The sequence below is a fragment of the Citrobacter sp. CRE-46 genome (genome assembly GCF_059615875.1).
The window spans coordinates 2344135-2362227 of sequence record NZ_CM184341.1 but is presented as its reverse complement, the minus strand read 5'-3'; the positions used below and the strand labels follow the sequence as shown (position 1 = coordinate 2362227).

Annotated in this window: 16 protein-coding genes; 10 read left to right on the top strand and 6 right to left on the bottom strand. The window is 49.1% G+C overall.

The window, feature by feature from the left end; genetic code table 11:
• Positions 1-271: 271 nt before the first annotated feature.
• From AC534G_RS11330 to AC534G_RS11300, 7 genes are all read left to right on the top strand, one after another.
• Positions 272-1483 (top strand): diguanylate phosphodiesterase, encoded by a 1212-nt coding sequence (locus AC534G_RS11330; RefSeq protein ID WP_110497891.1) that lies wholly within the window; start codon positions 272-274, stop codon positions 1481-1483.
• Between the two features lie 222 nt (positions 1484-1705).
• On the top strand, positions 1706-2470 hold the full coding sequence (locus tag AC534G_RS11325; protein WP_496594547.1) for a MerR family transcriptional regulator: 765 nt from the start codon (positions 1706-1708) through the stop codon (positions 2468-2470).
• A 279-nt stretch (positions 2471-2749) separates the two neighbouring features.
• Positions 2750-3280: a Csu type fimbrial protein gene (locus tag AC534G_RS11320; RefSeq protein ID WP_038641187.1), complete on the top strand. Its 531-nt coding sequence runs from the start codon at positions 2750-2752 to the stop codon at positions 3278-3280.
• A 14-nt stretch (positions 3281-3294) separates the two neighbouring features.
• Entirely contained in the window at positions 3295-4017 is a 723-nt protein-coding gene (locus tag AC534G_RS11315) for a fimbrial biogenesis chaperone (RefSeq protein ID WP_110497889.1), read from the top strand.
• 55 nt (positions 4018-4072) lie between these two features.
• Positions 4073-6358, top strand: coding sequence for a fimbria/pilus outer membrane usher protein (locus AC534G_RS11310; RefSeq protein WP_110497887.1), 2286 nt, complete (start codon positions 4073-4075; stop codon positions 6356-6358).
• A 13-nt stretch (positions 6359-6371) separates the two neighbouring features.
• Complete coding sequence (locus AC534G_RS11305; RefSeq protein ID WP_038641194.1) at positions 6372-7340, top strand: Csu type fimbrial protein; 969 nt, start codon at positions 6372-6374, stop codon at positions 7338-7340.
• A 323-nt stretch (positions 7341-7663) separates the two neighbouring features.
• Positions 7664-8938, top strand: a complete 1275-nt coding sequence (locus tag AC534G_RS11300; protein WP_038641196.1) for a Glu/Leu/Phe/Val family dehydrogenase — start codon at positions 7664-7666, stop codon at positions 8936-8938.
• 49 nt (positions 8939-8987) lie between these two features.
• Here the strand turns inward: AC534G_RS11300 and AC534G_RS11295 are convergent, their stop codons facing one another.
• Genes AC534G_RS11295 through AC534G_RS11270 form a run of 6 tightly spaced genes read right to left on the bottom strand, consistent with a single transcriptional unit; the run spans position 8988 to position 14987 of the window.
• Positions 8988-9683: a helix-turn-helix transcriptional regulator gene (locus tag AC534G_RS11295; RefSeq protein ID WP_110497885.1), complete on the bottom strand. Its 696-nt coding sequence runs from the start codon at positions 9681-9683 to the stop codon at positions 8988-8990.
• 18 nt (positions 9684-9701) lie between these two features.
• A complete protein-coding gene (locus AC534G_RS11290) occupies positions 9702-10217 on the bottom strand; it encodes a fimbrial protein (protein WP_069324674.1) in 516 nt (171 codons plus the stop codon).
• Between the two features lie 13 nt (positions 10218-10230).
• A complete protein-coding gene (locus tag AC534G_RS11285; protein WP_069324675.1) occupies positions 10231-11160 on the bottom strand; it encodes a fimbrial protein in 930 nt (309 codons plus the stop codon).
• 27 nt (positions 11161-11187) lie between these two features.
• Positions 11188-13698 carry a fimbria/pilus outer membrane usher protein gene (locus AC534G_RS11280; RefSeq protein ID WP_110498819.1) on the bottom strand — a complete coding sequence of 837 codons (2511 nt, stop codon included), beginning with the start codon at positions 13696-13698 and terminating at the stop codon, positions 11188-11190.
• 29 nt (positions 13699-13727) lie between these two features.
• The gene (locus AC534G_RS11275) at positions 13728-14405 is read right to left on the bottom strand and encodes a fimbrial biogenesis chaperone (RefSeq protein ID WP_110497883.1); all 678 of its coding nucleotides are present in this window, start codon (positions 14403-14405) and stop codon (positions 13728-13730) included.
• Between the two features lie 51 nt (positions 14406-14456).
• Positions 14457-14987 (bottom strand): fimbrial protein, encoded by a 531-nt coding sequence (locus AC534G_RS11270; protein WP_038641205.1) that lies wholly within the window; start codon positions 14985-14987, stop codon positions 14457-14459.
• 357 nt (positions 14988-15344) lie between these two features.
• On the opposite strand from AC534G_RS11270, the gene AC534G_RS11265 reads away from it, so the two are divergent.
• The 3 genes from AC534G_RS11265 to dhaK all read left to right on the top strand — a co-directional run bounded on the left by AC534G_RS11265 (position 15345) and on the right by dhaK (position 18086).
• Positions 15345-16007, top strand: a complete 663-nt coding sequence (locus AC534G_RS11265) for a winged helix-turn-helix transcriptional regulator (RefSeq protein WP_038641207.1) — start codon at positions 15345-15347, stop codon at positions 16005-16007.
• Positions 16008-16046: 39 nt separating this feature from the next.
• Positions 16047-16697: a winged helix-turn-helix transcriptional regulator gene (locus AC534G_RS11260; protein ID WP_230592237.1), complete on the top strand. Its 651-nt coding sequence runs from the start codon at positions 16047-16049 to the stop codon at positions 16695-16697.
• Between the two features lie 318 nt (positions 16698-17015).
• Positions 17016-18086, top strand: a complete 1071-nt coding sequence (dhaK, locus tag AC534G_RS11255; protein WP_199981104.1) for a dihydroxyacetone kinase subunit DhaK — start codon at positions 17016-17018, stop codon at positions 18084-18086.
• Positions 18087-18093: the final 7 nt, after the last annotated feature.

Below are 18093 nucleotides of genomic sequence, written 5' to 3'. Positions count from 1 at the left end.
GTAGCAAAGTTGTACCAAAAATGTGTACACGAAGATAAAGCAAATTTTAACATAAAGTGCTATATTATATTTTTCAATGAATTAGAGTGAAAATAAAAAGTACAACACCTCCAGGCACTGTACAGCCTTTGTTTCCCGGGAGCGGTTACGGCGTCTGTATAGCCTTATACGTGTAAATTTATGGTTAAAATAATGTATTGAAAATCAGGACATAACCGCGTTTGTCTGATACTGTCCTTACCTCACCTCATCCCTTAATCCCGGACTGTCCATGCTCACGACCATTATTTACCGTAGCCATCTACGTGATGACGCCCCCCTCTGTGCGATTGAGGATATGGTGATGGCCGCAAATCTGAAAAACAGGCGCTCTGATGTTACAGGGATCTTGCTCTTTAACGGTCAGCATTTTTTCCAGCTGCTCGAAGGCCCAGAGGAGCAAGTGAAGGAGATTTATCGCTGTATCTGTAACGACTCACGGCACTACAATATTGTCGAGCTGATGTGCGATTATGCTCCTGCTCGCCGGTTTGGGAAGGTCGGGATGGAGTTATTTGATTTACAAAAACATGAACGGGCTGAGGTCTTACAAGCTGTACTGAATCAGGGGACGTCAAAATTCCAGCTCACCTATGATGACCGGGCATTGCAGTTTTTCCGGACATTCGTACTGGCAACGGAAAAATCGACTTATTTTGAAATCCCTTCTGCCGATTTCTGGGATTTTATCACCGATAAAAGTTGTACAACCCTTAATGAAGCAGAGCTCGCGTCAAATACCGACTACACCTTTGCCTTTCAACCAATTATCGACCCTATGTCACAACGCGTTATCGCTCTGGAAGCGCTTATTCGTGGTAAAGATGGGGAAACTCCGGCAGCGTACTTTGACAAATTAAGCACGGAAGAGATGTACACCGCGGATCTGGAAAGTAAAAAGACGGCATTTGCCATGGCCAGCGCTCTGAATCTTGGTGAAAAAATGTTGTCAGTCAATCTGTTACCCATGACGCTGGTGAACAGACCCGACGCTGTTAACTTTCTGATTCATGAAATAGCCGAAAATGGACTGGTCCCTGAACAAATCATCGTGGAATTTACCGAGAGCGAAGTCATCTCCCGCTTTGATGCTTTTGCACAGGCGGTAAAATCACTTAAAGCGGCAGGGATTTGTGTGGCAGTTGATCATTTTGGCGCGGGTTATGCCGGGCTTTTACTTCTGTCTCGTTTCCAGCCGGACAGAATAAAGATCAGTCGAGAACTCATTGCTGATGTCCATAAAAGTGGCCCAAGACAGGCTATCATTCAGGCGATCATTAAATGCTGTACTTCACTTGAGATTCAGCTTTCAGCCGTTGGCATTGAAAAACCCGAAGAATGGATGTGGCTTGAATCCGCTGGGATCGAGCTTTTCCAGGGTAACTTATTTGCAGCAGCCTTGCTGAACGGTACCCCTTCTGTGGCATGGCCTGAGAGAAAATAAATAGCCACACAATAAATCATTAATATTCAATGGATTATGAAAGACGTTTGTTACCTCCCCCCTTTTCTGAGGTTAAAGCCAGCAATATTCTCACGCGTGATAGTAAAGTAAATCTTAATTTTGCTAGAATGCTCTGTATGTTTTGTACAATTTGATGCATGTTGTACAAAGTGACAGGAACCGCATATCGGTGACGGAGAATCAGGAGTGTTTGGGGGAACTATGGCTTATTACAGCATCGGCGACGTCGCAGAACGTTGCGGGATAAATCCTGTAACCCTTCGGGCATGGCAACGACGCTACGGTTTACTCAAACCTCAACGAAGCGAAGGCGGACACCGACTCTTTGATGAAGAGGATATTCAACGTATTGAAGAAATCAAACGTTGGATTAGCAATGGTACGCCTGTCGGGAAAGTGAAAGCATTACTGGAAACCAGTACCCGCGAAACTGATGATGACTGGAATCAATTGCAGGAAGAGATGATGAGCATTCTGCGGATGGCCAATCCGCCGAAGCTGCGGGCCAAAATGCTCTCTCTTGGCCGCGCGTATCCGGTCGATGCGTTGATTGACCGAGTCTATCTTCCTGTACGCCAGCGACTCATACTTGATCATAATACCTCTCGCATAATGAACAGCATGCTTGACGGCGCGCTGATCGAATATGTTGCGGTACTTCTGTCAGAAACGCGTCGCAAGTCAGGGAAAGATGCCATTCTGATGGCCTGGGATGTTGAAGACAGAACCCGTTTATGGCTTGAGGCCTGGCGCTTATCGCAATCCGGGTGGCATATCGCCATTCTTGCAGAGCCTATTGAAACACCACGTCCTGAGCTATTCCCCGGGCAAACGCTTTTCGTCTGGACCGGTACGGCGCCAACCAGACGACAAAATGAACTGCTGCAACACTGGAATGAGCAGGGATATAAAGTTATTTTCCACGGGCCTCAAGCTGACGGACGCCGTAAAGACAGAATGCGTTAATACGTCCATTCAAAGCTTTCTTCTCCCCCCTTCTGACCGCTGTACGCATGATGATCTTATCTGCCAGGAGCCTGCGGCACGGGTAGCAGAAAAAAATAAAAACATACTCACTCATTGGTATTATTTTTTTGTAGGTGGCATCACCTTTTTCCTAAGTAAAATTTATTAGATCAACTGGCGGACGACTAATACTTATCCTAGGGTTAAATCATGTCTTCTTGTGCCACATTATTGTTTTTCTACAGTAATAAATGTGGTTATTTGAAAAAGGTTAAAGATATGGCTCTGGTCCTGGACAAACGCTTGATTCTTTTATGCTGCACCTTTTCCATTATTTCAGTGGCAAATGCAGCGACGACCAGTGGTACGTTTCAGGTATTGATGACGATTCAGAAGGCATGCACCGTTACCGCCGGTTCAGCTTCAAACATCACTCTTTTGCCTGTCAATTCTACAGCAACAAATACCAGTGCAAGTAATACCATTTCCATTAATTGTTCAAAGACTACCCCCTATTTTATTGGTCTGGCACCTTCAGCCGCCAATGGCGGAACGACGACAGGTTCTGGGGCAATGTCCTCCGTGGCTAACGCCGCCACCAATACGGATAAAGTGCCCTATCAACTGAACCGAACATCAGCAACAGGTCCGGTGTGGGGAAATACCGCCACTGACACCACGCAAGGAAACGGCGTGGCGGCGACGGGCACCGGCCAGGCGCAGACGTTTACTGTTTATGCCACCGCTCCGAGCGCCAACTTCACTCCTGACGACTATGCCGATACGGTAACAGTTAACGTTAATTACTAGCCTCAGGTAACCACATGAGAATAAAACTGCCTGTTCAGCAGTGTGCCTGCGCATGCCTGCTAGGGATGGTTGTGAGCGTAAAATTTGCTGCCGCCAGCGGGCTGCAAATAGCCCCCGTTACGTTAACCTTGCAAGCGACGCAAAACGCCGATGGTATCTGGCTTAGCAACGCAGGGGAAAATATGCTTAATGCCCAGGTTCGGGTTTTTCACTGGACTCAGAACGCGTATAGCGACAGACTCTCACCCTCTCAAGGACTGGTCATTAGCCCACCGATGTTGGCATTAGCCCCCGGAGAACGCCAGTTGATTCGCGTTATTCGCACAGGTCCGCCATCGACACATACTGAAGATGCCTATCGGTTATCAATTGATGAGTTGCCGCCAGCAAAAGTACAAAAAAATAAACTTCAGTTTGTACTGCATTATTCCGTGCCCGTTTTCATCCAACCGGTCTCAACAGCACCAGCAGAAGCAAAACTACAATGGAAATTGCAACAACTCGATGGCAAAAAATTTATTGAAGTCAGTAATAAGGGAAATGGGCATGCGCAATTATCTGCTGCAACCTATATAACCCCAAACGGCACTAAGAAAGTTATTACGCCGGGACTGTTAGGTTATGTTCTTCCAGGTTCCACAATGCGCTGGGTAGTCTCTCCGTCGGCCAGTGATACACATTACGGCGGGAAAGTTGAAGTAACAATCAATGGCCAAAAAACAGTACAAGATCTGTAAGAGATCCTGGTTTCTGGTGAGGTTTTGCTTTCTCAATGGAGTATTAATATCGGGAATGGTTTGTGCACAAACGCTGAATAATAATCTGAAGGAAAAGAATGTTATCAATGACGCACGCCGACTCGCGGGTATCGATCTCTATCTCGATGTCACCCTGAACGGAAATCCCGTCGGGCTGGTACATTTTGGCTATGACAATGGAAAGCTCTATGCAGGCACAGACACTCTGCGACAAATGGGTTTCCGCTTTGCGCCAGATGCCATTGCCCCTGTCTGCCTGAACGATATCCCCCAACTAACCGTTGACTACAACGTTCAGTTGCAAACGCTCTCGCTCACCGCGCCATTAAGTTCACTCGACCTTGCTATCACTCAGCTTAACTCGCCTGTAACGCCTGCGCCGTCGGTGACAACATCACGCGGAGCGCTGCTTAATTACGATATATACGCCCAGCAGGGAGATGAAAGCGCAGTGAATACCTTTAGCGAACTACGCGCGTTTAATGCTTCAGGTGTGCTAAGTACAACCCAGTTGACACAATACGCCAACGAGGAATATGCAGATAACAGCTTTGCGCGTCTTGATACCAGTTGGCGATCGTCATTTCCCGAAACCATGTTGGCAGTGACCATTGGCGATACCCTGACAAGTTCACTCATCTGGTCACGACCAACCCGCATCGGTGGTATTCAGATAGGAAGCGATTTTGGATTGCAGCCTTATATGCCAACTACCCCGCTCCCCGCATACCTTGGCTCAGCGACGCTACCCTCAAGCGTGGAACTGTATGTCGACGGCGTCAGGTACTACAACGGAGAAGTCCCTGCAGGGAGTTTCCAGATCAACACCATGCCCAATATCAGCGGCGCGGGGACGGGCCAGGTGATGATGACGGATGCGCTGGGCAGAACGAGTGTGCAAAACTTTTCGTTCTACAATGACCAACAGCTTTTACGGGAAGGATTAACGGCCTGGTCAGCAGAGTTGGGCATGGTACGCAAAAATTATGGTTACTCCTCATTTGAGTATGCCAGCGCGCCAGTGTTAAGTGGGACATGGCGTCGCGGATTCAGCAACACGTTCACGGCAGGTACTCATGCTGAAGCCAGCGATGGACTTATCAATACGGGATTCGGTAACGACTGGATCCCAGGGACCCGTAGCGGGACATTTTCTACCGCCCTGGCCGCAAGTACCGACTCAGGAACAAGCGGATTTCTGTACAGTTTTGGTTATCGTTGGTCCGGCGAACGCTTTAATTTCAGTACCAGTACCACCGCAACATCGGGCGATTATCGTGACGTTGCCACTCATTATGGCGAGCCGCCGCCCACGCTCAGCAGCAACACGGTAATTGGCTATTCGCTGGAAACTGCCGGTAACGTTAGCCTGAGCTACCTTCAGTTTCGTTATCCGCACGAAAACGCGGTGCGTTATGCCAACGCCAGTTGGTTTAAAACCATCACGGATAACATTTCACTCAATGCCGGGTTCAACCAGAATATTGATGATAACCGCGATCGCAGCCTCTATCTGATGGTGACGATAACGACTGAAAATAACCTGAGCGCCAGCAGCACCATACAACGCACCAACGATGAAACCGACTACCAGTTCAATGCCAGCCGGACGCCACCTGCTGACGGCGGCTGGGGGTGGAATCTGGCAGCCAGTCAGCAGAGTTCCCGGCAAAGTGGTCAGGGTGAAGTAGGATTCCTGGGGCGTTACGGCAAAGCCTATGCGGGACTCAGCCGTTTACCGGATAACCATTACGGCTATGTGGGTGCCACCGGATCGCTGGTGGCCATGGGAGGCGGCGTGTTTGCAGCGCGAGAAATCAATAATGGTTTTGCCGTGGTTTCAACTGACGGTGTCCCCGATGTGCCGATCAAATTGCAAAATAACCTGATCGGTCGTAGCGACGACCAGGGTCTGCTGCTGGTCACCCCACTGAACAGTTATCAAAATAATTTGATCAGTATTGACCCGATGGATCTCCCCGCCAATATGCGGATCGCCCGCGTTGAAACAAATGCAACGCCTGCGGACCGTTCCGGTACGCTGGTTAGCTTCGGCATCACTCCCATACGTGCCGCGCAGGTTATCCTCGTTGACGACCAGGGGAAACCAATTCCGGAGGGGAGTATGGCGTACGCCACCAGCGGAGCAGGACAATCGTCAGTCGTTGGCTTTGACGGCATGACCTGGTTCGACACTCTGGAGCACCACAATACGCTCCGCGTCGATACGGAGACGGGGAGATGTCGCGTGCAATTTGACTATCCCGCCTCAGCGAAAGGGATTGTACAAATAGGCCCGTTGGTTTGCCGGCCACAATAACAGGAGTACGCTCATGAGGTTAAGACAGCTATTACTCATCGCTGCCGTGCTCTTTTATCCGGCGATTAGCCCTGCGGTGACCTGTTCGGTGAGCAATGTCCAACCCATCAATTTTGGCCCGGTAAATCCGCTGTCAACCACCGGGACTACGTCAACAATGACGTTCAGCTACACCTGTACCAAAGAGCTTGGTGACACGCTGGCGGGGATCAATCTGTGTTTTAATATTGGCGCCTCGGCCGTCAGTGGTCAGGTGACACCCCGAAATATGTCGTTAAGCGGCAACCCGAGCAGAACGTTGACCTATCAGCTGTATCAGGGTGCCAATGGCACGAATGTCTGGGGTAGCCAATACCAGACGGGGACCACGTTTCCGATGGTGCAACTTAACTTGCTCAATCTCACGCCAGTCACTGGTTCACTAACGGTCTCTGCCCAGATAGTCACCCCGCAAACCGCAGCTGTACCAGGAAACTATCAGGATAGCTATACGACGGCGACAGCATTTGTCACGCTCAATCCCGGCCTGGTTTTGCCGCCCACCACCTGTGGCGATACCGTTGCCGCCAGGTTTCCTTTCACCGTATCAGCGGCTGTCAGCAAGCAATGCAACATCACCTCGGCAACTAATATCAGCTTTACGCCAACAAAGGCCACCGGACGTAATCTGACGGCTTCAAATACCGTAGGCGTCGCATGCTCTAATAACACCCCTTACACCATCGGTCTGCAACCCTCCAACGGGAATACGGCGGGTAGCGGTCAAATGACCGGGACGGGGACGAATGCCGATAAAGTCCCCTACCAGCTTAGCTCAACGCCAGGACCTTCCGGTACGGTCTGGGGCAATACAGCGCTCAATACCGTCGCGGGTAACGGCACGGGTACAACCACGGCGTACCCGGTTTACGCCACCGTTCCCAGCGCGAACTACACACCCGACAACTATGCCGATACCGTTACCGTTGTCGTTACCTATTGACGCCCCGCTAAAAAGCAATAAGGAAAATACATTTTATTATCATATTGTTTACTTTTAGAGGTGCGTCATAAATCTGACAAATTATGAATTTCACAACAAATGCATATTAACCCATTTTAAAAGCAAATATTTTCAATAAACACCACATTGAAAGTATAACTATTCAACAAACATCTAAAGCCCACACTAGTAATACAGATAAACCGAGCTGGGCAAGCAGGCCGTCCTTTGAAAAAAAATGTTAAATTTAGGTGTATATGGTGAGATTCACTGTATACCACGGCCAAATTAAGAACATATTACTTTTATAACTAAGGTTTATCATGGATAAGTTATCTTACGCTTCAGATAGCAGCACATCTGCCTGGAATACCTACCTGCAACAAATCGAGCGTGTGGCCCCTTACCTGGGCGAACTTTCCCATTGGGTGGATACCCTGCGTCACCCAAAACGCGCGTTGATTGTCGATATCCCGGTACAAATGGATGACGGGACTATCCGTCATTTTGAAGGGTATCGCGTGCAACATAACCTTTCCCGCGGTCCGGGCAAAGGCGGTGTGCGTTTTCATCCTGATGTTGATCTTAATGAAGTGATGGCCCTGTCCGCATGGATGACCATCAAATGCGCAGCATTGAATCTGCCGTACGGCGGTGCCAAAGGTGGTGTGCGCGTCGATCCGTTCTCACTGTCTGAAGGCGAACTGGAGCGTTTGACCCGTCGTTATACCAGCGAAATCGGCATTATTATTGGACCACAGAAAGACATCCCTGCGCCGGATGTGGGTACAAACGGTAAAGTGATGGCCTGGATGATGGATACCTATTCCATGAACCACGGCACCACCGTGACCAGCGTGGTCACCGGTAAACCTATTCACCTCGGCGGCTCGTTAGGCCGTGATAAAGCCACCGGTCGCGGCGTTTTTGTCAGCGGTCTGGAAGTGGCTCGTCGTGCCAATATCGACGTTGAAGGCGCTCGCGTCGCGGTGCAAGGTTTTGGTAACGTCGGCAGTGAAGCCGCCCGTCTTTTCGCGGCAGCTGGCGCACGCGTAGTCGCTATTCAGGATCACACCGCGACGCTGTTTAACGCTACCGGCATCGACATGTCCGCGCTGTCAGCCTGGCAACTGGAGCACAAACAGATTGCTGGTTTCCCGGGGGCTGAAACCATCGCCAGCGAGGCTTTCTGGAGCCTGGAGATGGACATTCTGATCCCTGCCGCGCTCGAAGGTCAGATCACCCGTCACCGCGCTGAAACGCTGACCTGTAAACTGATACTCGAAGGCGCCAACGGTCCAACCTATCCGGATGCCGACGACGTTCTGGCAAGCCGCGGTATTGTGGTTGTTCCTGACGTAGTTTGTAACGCCGGCGGCGTTACCGTCAGCTACTTCGAATGGGTTCAGGACATGGCAAGCTTCTTCTGGAGCGAAGAAGAGATCAACCAACGCATGGATAAAATCATGACCGATGCGATGGTGCACGTGTGGGAAAAAGCCGCCGAGAAATCCTGCTCTCTGCGTACCGCCGCCTATATTGTCGCCTGTGAGCGTATTTTGCTGGCACGTAAAGATCGCGGAATTTATCCAGGCTAAGCCCCCTAAGTAACCTTGAGCATAAGCCACTTGCGAAGCAGGTGGCTTTCTATCTGCAGCTCACCGGGATCAGGTACAATTCTGCATCAGGTGCAACTGGCCGAGCTATTGTTTCTTCACTCGCTGCGGGTTTCTCTGCGCTGAAAACCCTCTTTTCCTGTGCAGCGATGAGGAATTGTAATAATTCGCAATCCGACCTCAACCTAAATTTGTTCATTAAGGCTCGACGGTGTGCCAGCACCGTTTTCTGACAAATATGCATATGCAAACCAATTTGCTTTGACGTGAGCCCTGACAATAATAAACGAATTAACTGATGCTGCTGCGCCGTGAATGTTTTATGTGGGCAACCTAAGCAAGAGCGCCCCTTATTGGTTAAATTTGCATTTTTCGCTAAGGACCAGTGATGTTTAATCACCGTCCTCATTTGACTGGCCGGAGTATCGTGAGGAATAAAAACAATATGGTTGATACATGAAGGCACTTCGCCACGCGCAGGAATATGCGCCCTGTCAATTAAACCCACAATAAGCCCTGGAGATCGGGTAAAGAATTCTGAATGGCAAAGATAATGTTCACCGGGGCTGAGCATTAAAATCATCACATCATCAGTTGCCCTATTTTTAGAGTCAAAATTCTGAATACTCAGCGTTTGCTGGGCCATTTCCAGTGAAAATATTTCTCTTAGTAATGCGATCAATCCCAATTTATACATATTGTCATCACAGCGGATGCTGATGTTCATTAAGGCGCCTGCTTTAGTTTATTGGTAGGTCATAGAAATAGTAATCGCAGAGTTGATGGTTCCAGGCGTTACCAGCCCTTGCTCACTATAGATTCTGGCGCGCAAACGCCATGTATAGCGCTGATTGGAAATATTTGCGGTTAATGATTTTCCGTCGCCAAGGGTCGCACCATCGCTCGCCTGTACCTGGATTGCTACGGGTGAGGCGGTACCGATATTCCGGTACATATCATTGGGATGGTCGCTATCGGCATTGCCGTTAAATAATACTGTTACACGGCTTGTCCCAGTTGGACACTGTTCAACACTTAATTCAAAAGCGACCCACGGCGTGGTCGACCCCGCGGTGTATAACGATGAAGCGGTGACAGATTGCCCGGGCGTTAAATCAACAGTTTTGGTCACACTGTCGCTGCTCACCTGACAGGGCGCGGTTTTGACATTGCCGTTGATGTTGAGCGTCACAGGATCACCCATCCCCCATGCAGGTGATGCGAGCATCATCACTATGGCCGTCCTTTTTCCAGGTAACATTATTTATTCCCTGTTATTGGTAAGTAATATTCAACGTCGCGGTTGCATTGGCGCTTCCCGGTCTGACGACCGGCTTAGTCTGGTAGTAACGCGCTATCAGCGGCAACGTTTCCTGCCCGCCAGTTGAACGCTTCAATACAATGCGATTATTCAGTTGCAACGGAACGTTGTTATAAAGTATTTGTATTCCTACCCCGTCTGCAGTTCCCTGCGTTCCCTGACCGTTCAGCGCCAACACGCTCGTATCGCTTGTCACATCGGGGTTCTGCGTACCCATGAGTTCCACGTTAATGTTGGCGGACGCATCGCAGTTAAGTCCAAGGTTCTGGCTATCGCTACGCGGCGGGTTAAACCCCGATTGGTTAGAGAATTCACTGGCATTAATGTCGCCAAGGTTAAAATTCAGCGTCTGGCTGGAAACAGAGCATGCTAATACCGTTACCTGAGTATTTGCATCCAGGGAAATTTGCGTAAAATAATTATCTGGTGTGATGAACCATCCCTGCATTATTACTCCCGGCGTTAAATATCCAGGGGTTATTTTCCCGGTTTTAATTAACATTACATCGTAAAAACCGAGATTATAAATGTAAGCCGTACCGTTGGATGGCAGCACAAAACTACCAGGTAAAACTGATACACGAATTCCCACACCATCGAGGTTAGTGTTAAATACATTATTTATTGGCGAGTTCGTTGCCGATAAATAATTAAACGTATAACCGCCACTGCATGACGTTGGCCTGTCGGGAGCATCCACTTCAAGCTTTGCATACCCGGAAAGTCTGGCTCGCGCAATTTCGCTACCTACCGGCGCATCGCGTTGCACAATAATATTCCCCATGGTAACTGTGCCAAATAGCGTCGCATTGACGGAACAATTATCGGCATAGCTCAAACCGGGGAGTAATAATAAAATACAGAGAACGTAAATTCGGTTCATCTTAATAGACTCAATAAATAAAGTGAGTTACCGACACAGACTGTCAGTCACGGTAATACCACGATAATTTTCTTCGCTGTTCAGAGTATATTTAGCCGTACAGTGTTGTTGGTTGTCATTGCCCCAGACAACGTCCAGTACGCTTTGTGGCTGCATGCCGCTTAAATAAACCTGGCCATCATCCCCAACAATGAAGCTTTGCCCCTGAACACCTCTGACCGTCACCATCGCACCAAATGGCACAGGCTTTCCGTTATCACGGCGTAACGTGAGCAATGCGCGCAATCCTACGTTGGCCACAAAATCTGTGCGAACCACCGCGCCACGGGTCGGCACCACGATTTTATTGGTCAGTTCCAGCTCAACGTCATCCGCTATAGTTGCCGTCTCCAGTCCGATATCATTTTTGCGATAGGGAGAGACGTTACTGACAACGGTGTATCCACGAAAATCAGTGCGTACGCCACTTTGGTTTTTTATACCGACATTCACAGCGCCCGGCGCTTTAATCAAGACGTTGGTTTCACCCAATGGCTGTGAAAATGTGACACCATCGGCGTGGGCGAGCACGCCCCCCGCTAGCGAATAATTCACCCGTTGCAGGTTGCGATCATAACTGTAACCCCCACTGACTTCCGCGTACCCGCCTTTATAATCAGCGTTCAGGCTGCCGGTATAACCCGCATCCTCGGAACCATAACCCTGCCGAATACTCCAGTTCAGAGCATTTCCCTCCAGCGCCATCCCGCTCAAGCCGACGCTGTGCGTTGTCCCACTGTTACGGCTGGTATTCATGCTATAGCTGGCCCAGGAGTTGGTCGAAAAGCGTTCCAGTGGAAGGCTAATGTTCAGTGCCAGCAAACTCTCACTGTCGTAGCGAGCATTACTGCCCGAATAACCATTTTTACTCTGCATCCAGCTAATCCCATAGCTTATTCCGTGCCAGGTGTTGTTATAACTCAGGCTCCATGACTGCAATGGTTTTGCGTAATGCCAGTAATCTTCCCGCACCGCGCTGAGCGAAAGGGAGCCACCTGACGCCCCCAGAGACTGGTTGATGGTCGCCTCCATGCGATTACGGCGTTTCTCTATCGATGAACTGCCGGCCCCATAAGAATCAAAAGTGTCTTGCATCCCGGAATAGCCAGCCGTTGAATAACGATATCCGGCAATCGAAAAGTTCGTCCCGGTTACCACGCTGTTTTTGCTGTAACGAATGCGCCAGGATTGTCCCTGCTGTTGCCCCGTATTCTGTGGCTGGGACCAGGACTGGCTAACATCAGCCGAAACCGCCCCCACCACGCCAAGATTTTTCCCGATACCTGTTGCAACAGAACGATAATTATCTGCCCCCTGGACACCGCCATAAGCCGTGAATCCTGCCGGCAAACCATAAATCAGCGTTCCCTGAACAAAGGATGTCTGCTCAACCCGACTGTCATATGAGCGATAACGTCCGGCGGTCAAGGCATATTTGAGACGCCCTTCTCGTTGCAGCACGGGTAATGAAGCAAACGGAACGGTAAAATGTTGTTCACTACCGTCGGCTTCTTTGATACTCACGTCAAGATCGCCCGCGCCTCCGGTCGGGTACATGTCGGTTATTTCAAACGCCCCCGGAGAGACGTAGTTTTGGTAAATTTGATAACCATTTTGTCGAATGATCACCTGCGCGTTTGTTCGGGCGATTCCTCGCACCACCGGCGCATAGCCTTTCAGCGAATCCGGGATCATCTCATCATCAGAGGCAAGCTGGCCGCCGCGAAAAGGAATGCTGTCAAAAACGTCGGCTGGCGAAGAACTGTCGCCCAGTACCAGTTGCGCTTTCAGCGGAATAATATTGCGCTGCACGTAGCTATAGACGGTGTCCCAGTGCGCATTTCCCTGGCTGTCTTTATTCCAGGTGCTGTAGTTACGTAACCGCCATGGGCCAATGTTAATTCCCGGACGCAGGTTAACGTACTGACTGTTGCTGTTGTTTCCTGTGTCCTTTGTCCGGCTGTTATCCCCACTGAGACTGTAATTGAGCATCATGGCTGTAATACCTTCATCCCACTGTTCTGGTGCAACATAACCGCGCGCCGGTGAAGAAAGCGCGGCCTGCGGAATACTCAATAACAACTTCTGGGAAGAAAATAACAGTTCGCTGGAAGCCTGAGGAATAGCGGACAGATCAGCGCAATTCTCGTTCCCGACAAGCCCTGGATATAGTGCTGTCTTCACACCGTAGCCCTCCAACAACTCTGTTGAAAGGCACGGTTCCAGCATTCCCCCTTCCCGTCTGGTAAACACTACATCGCGGGTATCAACATTCTCTCCATTGAGAAGAATATCAACATGATATGTTCCTTCCGCCTGTTGTCCTGTCTCAAAGCCGGAAAGATCAACATCGCCATTTGTGGATCCTGTACGCTCCAGTAACGCAGGGTTAAAGTAATCACGACCTTTTACTTCATTCAGTACATTGGCGACGGTTAATAAAATACACAGCAATAATCGGACCGGAAGTGGATTAGATATCATCTTGGCTATCATCATTGACATAATCTTCCCGTCCGGACTGCGTTTTAGAGTGAGGCGTGATACGCCTCACTTATCCCGCCGTAATCATTAATAATTCTGTAGGTTATTGCTCCACCGGTAATACCTGTCGGTAGTGCGAAACTCGCGCTGCGTCCGGGCGCGACAAACGTAACGTCTTCGATTCTTTTACCTGCCACGGTAATTTCATTAAAATTAATAAAGTATGAGGATGAGTTCGTCACCTGAATAAATTTACCGTCCGATTTCCAGCGTAGTTTTTCTACCTGCGCATCTGGTGTTGACTGGTTTAATCCGACCGGCCTGTAGATCAGTTTTATTCGCGTTTTGATAGCTATTTGTAATGTATTATCTTTACGCTCTGCCGACGGTATCGATTTAATATTGAGCCAGAACAGAGATTCTTTATCTTCTGGCAAATTACCTGTGCGAATAATGCGCATTACGTTTCGCTGCCCTTTATCCAAACGATAAAGCGGTGGAGTAATGATAAACGGTGCTTTCGCCCCGTCGTTGCTTTGCGTTTCAATCCAAGATTGAATTAAGTAAGGAACCGCATCAGGATTATTAACGCTCAGCGAAGCCTCTTTCTTTCCACCATCGTAAATGACTCGGGTACCACCAATTGAGACACCCGCATGCGCTGTAGTAATACCGATCGCCACAGCAACCAGGGGCAACATGCAAAAACGTAATACTCTCATCATAAACCTCTGAAAGGGCCGTTTGCCGGCCCTTAAAACTGCACAGGTAAATCAGTTGTAGTTAACAGTGAAATTAGCCACCGCGTTAGCCGCGCCAGGAAGAACAGGCACAGCGGTTGCCACATAGGCGGCATAGAAATCCAGATTATTATCCGCGGTACTGGATAACATGTAGGTATAACCGTTGTCCTGATTAAGTCCTAAGTTCACACTGTCTGCCGTCTTAAGACGTATTGCCACACCGCTTGCCGACCCGGAACCTTGTGTGATGGCCAACAAGCTACTGTCATTACCGTCATGCGCACCGTCAAATTTCACCTTTGCTGCGGCCACGCTGGCCGGGCAATCTTTCAGCCGTAGCGTAAATTTTGTGGTGGATGCTTCATCGCCAGTACTGACGAATGCTGTTTTAGCGACACGTCCCAGATCGACCATCAACGTATTACTACCACCAATATCAACGGTACAGGCCGAATCGAGGATTTCACCATTAAAAATAACCGTACCATCATAGGCCATTGCGTTTGAGGCCATGAGAATGGCCGCAGCAGACAACGTCTTCGCTATCACATTCTTTTTCATAATTGCTTTCCTTAACTTTTATTTATAGTGCTGCATCGTTATTTACCCTGATGCAAATAACGCCCCATAACTTTATTATTACCATCACTTTGAAAGTACTGTGAGAAATAACAATCAGCGCAAATTAGCAAGGATGGAATTAGGCTCCATGTAAGTAAAACCGATCCTTATTAGATGCTATTGCTCTTCTGCTTATGGGCAATTTTGATATAGATGCACATATTTGCTCAAGTTATTTTTCGGTGTAATTTTACACCGTGCGATGGATTCCATTATCTTCCTCTCATTACCATAATTATTAAAACCAACAACATCTTATGTTGTTTTTAGCAGCATATTTATTGAGGAGGGCGACTCATGCCTGAAACAAAAATAATCATTGAATCAAGTATGTATCAAGCCTTACCGATAAAGCCGGTGGAACACATAATAAATATTATTGAAAAGCTAAAGCCAAGCGCCAACATTTATGAAACAAAATACAGACAAATAATTAACTACAAGAGCAATAATTCTCATCAATGTTATTTGCTATTGAATGGCACGATTGCCATCTTCAGGCAACGCGACGGCTTTATGCTCAATTCTGAAGTCGCGCCATTTATCTTCGGACTAAGCAATCAGCTTGCAGAATCGGAATATCTCTTTATGCGGTGTGAAGAGTGCTCAACCGTTGCAGCCATTCCTCTGGAAACAGCTAATGAGATTATTGCCGATGAGGATCTGTGGGAGAGCCTGTCCATGTTACTCATTTATACGGCCGGGCGTGTTTATGACCATTGCACTCGCATTTCCGCCCCAACATCTTACGATGTTATTCGCTCACAACTTTATGAGTTGATGCGCGAATCTGACGAGTTTCGGCAGCACATTACCGCCGCAAACTATATTCAGAGCCGCACGTTTCTGTCACGGAGCAGTATCATGAAAATTCTGGCCGAATTAAAAAAAGGCGGCTATATCGTTACCGAACGCGGCGTATTGAAACAAATACAGCAAAATATTCCCCTGAAGTATTAACCGTACGCTATGCTGCACAACGTAAACGAATGAAAATCTATGCGGGATAACCCCATTATGCCTCATGAATCGCCGATAAATCTGCTCAAACAACCCTCGCCTTATGCTCCGGAGTTGCTGCGACAATTGGCAGAAGAATGCGAGTTCAGGCGCTACCCCAAAGGTAGCCGCTTCGTATTTATCCATTCTGGAGAACATCTGTGTCAGTTTATCCGCCAGGGTACGGTAAGTATTGAAAACCTGGAGAATAATCTGGCTTTAGGCATCGCCTCTGCGCCGGTGTCTCTCGGCTTCACCAGTGCATTATCAGAGAAACTATTGCTCCGCGCCCTTGAGGAATGCGAAGTTGCGACTGTCCCACTGGAAACCGTTATGGCACGCATTGAAGCAAAACAGCTTTGGGAGATCATGGCCCGGCATATGATCATCGTGACAAATAAACTGTTTATTCAAAATGAGATGGTCGCGGCCCCCACCGCTTATGATGTGCTGTGCTATCAACTACAGGCTCTGGCCAAAGAATCAGACAACATTCGCCAGCAGATTGCCGCCTACCAGTACATTCTGGACAGGACGCACCTTTCACGCAGTAGCGTGATGAAAATGCTCGCGGCCTTAAAAAAAGGGGGATATATCGAACTTGAGCAAGGAAAACTGGTGGCGATCAACCACCTGCCTGCACGATTTTAACCTTCTTAATCTGCCTCCTGTTCGTTCACGCCCTTCACCTTGATGAAACTGCCTGCCCCCTTGCCAACCTTAAAACAAAAGGATGCCCAACGTCGCAGTTTAGGCGAATTTGACGTCATCTTGTTTCAATACGGAACATATTGAGATAGCAATGTTCCTTATTGAAACACCACCAAGAGCAATTTTCTTTTGCATACCCGTGTGCAAAATTACTTTATCGGCAGCGAGCGGTCGCCGTAGCGTTGTACAAACCGATACCCTACATCAGATGGCTGCAGAATTTTGGCAGCATCCAGGACTGTCTGCGGAGCATAAATAATGAAAAAATTGATCAACCGTGTTGAAGACGTACTGAATGAACAACTCGCCGGACTGGCGAAGGCTTACCCCTCCCTGGCGCTGCATCAGGACCCGGTGTACGTCACTCGCGCAGATGCGCCGGTGATGGGCAAAGTGGCGCTCCTCTCCGGCGGCGGCAGCGGACATGAGCCAATGCACTGCGGTTATATTGGGCAGGGCATGCTCGCCGGGGCCTGCCCGGGTGAGATTTTTACCTCACCTACGCCGGATAAAATGTTTGAATGCGCCATGCAAATTGACGGCGGTGAAGGCGTCCTGCTGATCATCAAGAATTACACCGGCGACATTCTTAACTTCGAAACCGCCGCCGAGTTGCTGCACGAAAGCGGTATTAAAGTCACGACCATGGTGGTGGATGACGACGTCGCGGTGAAAGATAGTCTGTATACCGCCGGTCGCCGTGGCGTGGCGAATACCGTATTGATAGAAAAACTGGTCGGCGCGGCCGCCGAACGCGGTGACTCGCTGGAAGCCTGCGCGGCACTCGGGCGTCAACTGAATAACCAGGGGCACTCCATTGGGATCGCCATTGGCGCCTGTACCGTTCCGGCCGCCGGGCAACCGTCGTTCACGCTGCAGGATAACGAAATGGAGTTTGGCGTGGGTATCCACGGGGAGCCGGGCATTGACCGCAGAGCCTTCACGTCTCTCGACCAAACCGTAGATGAAATGTTCGACACGCTGCTGGAAAACGGCGACTACAGCCGCACGCTGCGTCATTGGGACAACGTCCAGGGCGCGTGGCAGGAAGGCAAAGAAAGCAAGCGGGCGTTGCAAAGCGGCGATCGCGTCATTGCGCTGGTCAATAATCTCGGTGCGACGCCGTTGTCAGAACTCTTCGGCGTGTATAACCGCCTCGAAAGCCGTTGCCAGGATGCGGGGATCGTCATTGAGCGCAACCTGATCGGCTCTTACTGTACCTCTCTGGATATGACCGGTTTCTCAATCACCCTGTTACAGGTGGATGACGAAACGCTGAATTTATGGGATGCACCGGTTCACACCCCTGCTCTCAACTGGGGTAAATAAGGAGATT

Coding starts and splice junctions, on each gene's coding strand:
- AC534G_RS11295 (WP_110497885.1), bottom strand. CDS start 9,683: ATGAACATCAGCATCCGCTGTGATGACAATATGTATAAATTGGGATTG.
- dhaK (WP_199981104.1), top strand. CDS start 17,016: ATGAAAAAATTGATCAACCGTGTTGAAGACGTACTGAATGAACAACTC.
- AC534G_RS11265 (WP_038641207.1), top strand. CDS start 15,345: ATGCCTGAAACAAAAATAATCATTGAATCAAGTATGTATCAAGCCTTA.
- AC534G_RS11270 (WP_038641205.1), bottom strand. CDS start 14,987: ATGAAAAAGAATGTGATAGCGAAGACGTTGTCTGCTGCGGCCATTCTC.
- AC534G_RS11325 (WP_496594547.1), top strand. CDS start 1,706: ATGGCTTATTACAGCATCGGCGACGTCGCAGAACGTTGCGGGATAAAT.
- AC534G_RS11310 (WP_110497887.1), top strand. CDS start 4,073: ATGGTTTGTGCACAAACGCTGAATAATAATCTGAAGGAAAAGAATGTT.
- AC534G_RS11275 (WP_110497883.1), bottom strand. CDS start 14,405: ATGAGAGTATTACGTTTTTGCATGTTGCCCCTGGTTGCTGTGGCGATC.
- AC534G_RS11300 (WP_038641196.1), top strand. CDS start 7,664: ATGGATAAGTTATCTTACGCTTCAGATAGCAGCACATCTGCCTGGAAT.
- AC534G_RS11330 (WP_110497891.1), top strand. CDS start 272: ATGCTCACGACCATTATTTACCGTAGCCATCTACGTGATGACGCCCCC.
- AC534G_RS11260 (WP_230592237.1), top strand. CDS start 16,047: ATGCGGGATAACCCCATTATGCCTCATGAATCGCCGATAAATCTGCTC.
- AC534G_RS11280 (WP_110498819.1), bottom strand. CDS start 13,698: ATGATGATAGCCAAGATGATATCTAATCCACTTCCGGTCCGATTATTG.
- AC534G_RS11290 (WP_069324674.1), bottom strand. CDS start 10,217: ATGTTACCTGGAAAAAGGACGGCCATAGTGATGATGCTCGCATCACCT.
- AC534G_RS11315 (WP_110497889.1), top strand. CDS start 3,295: ATGAGAATAAAACTGCCTGTTCAGCAGTGTGCCTGCGCATGCCTGCTA.
- AC534G_RS11285 (WP_069324675.1), bottom strand. CDS start 11,160: ATGAACCGAATTTACGTTCTCTGTATTTTATTATTACTCCCCGGTTTG.
- AC534G_RS11305 (WP_038641194.1), top strand. CDS start 6,372: ATGAGGTTAAGACAGCTATTACTCATCGCTGCCGTGCTCTTTTATCCG.
- AC534G_RS11320 (WP_038641187.1), top strand. CDS start 2,750: ATGGCTCTGGTCCTGGACAAACGCTTGATTCTTTTATGCTGCACCTTT.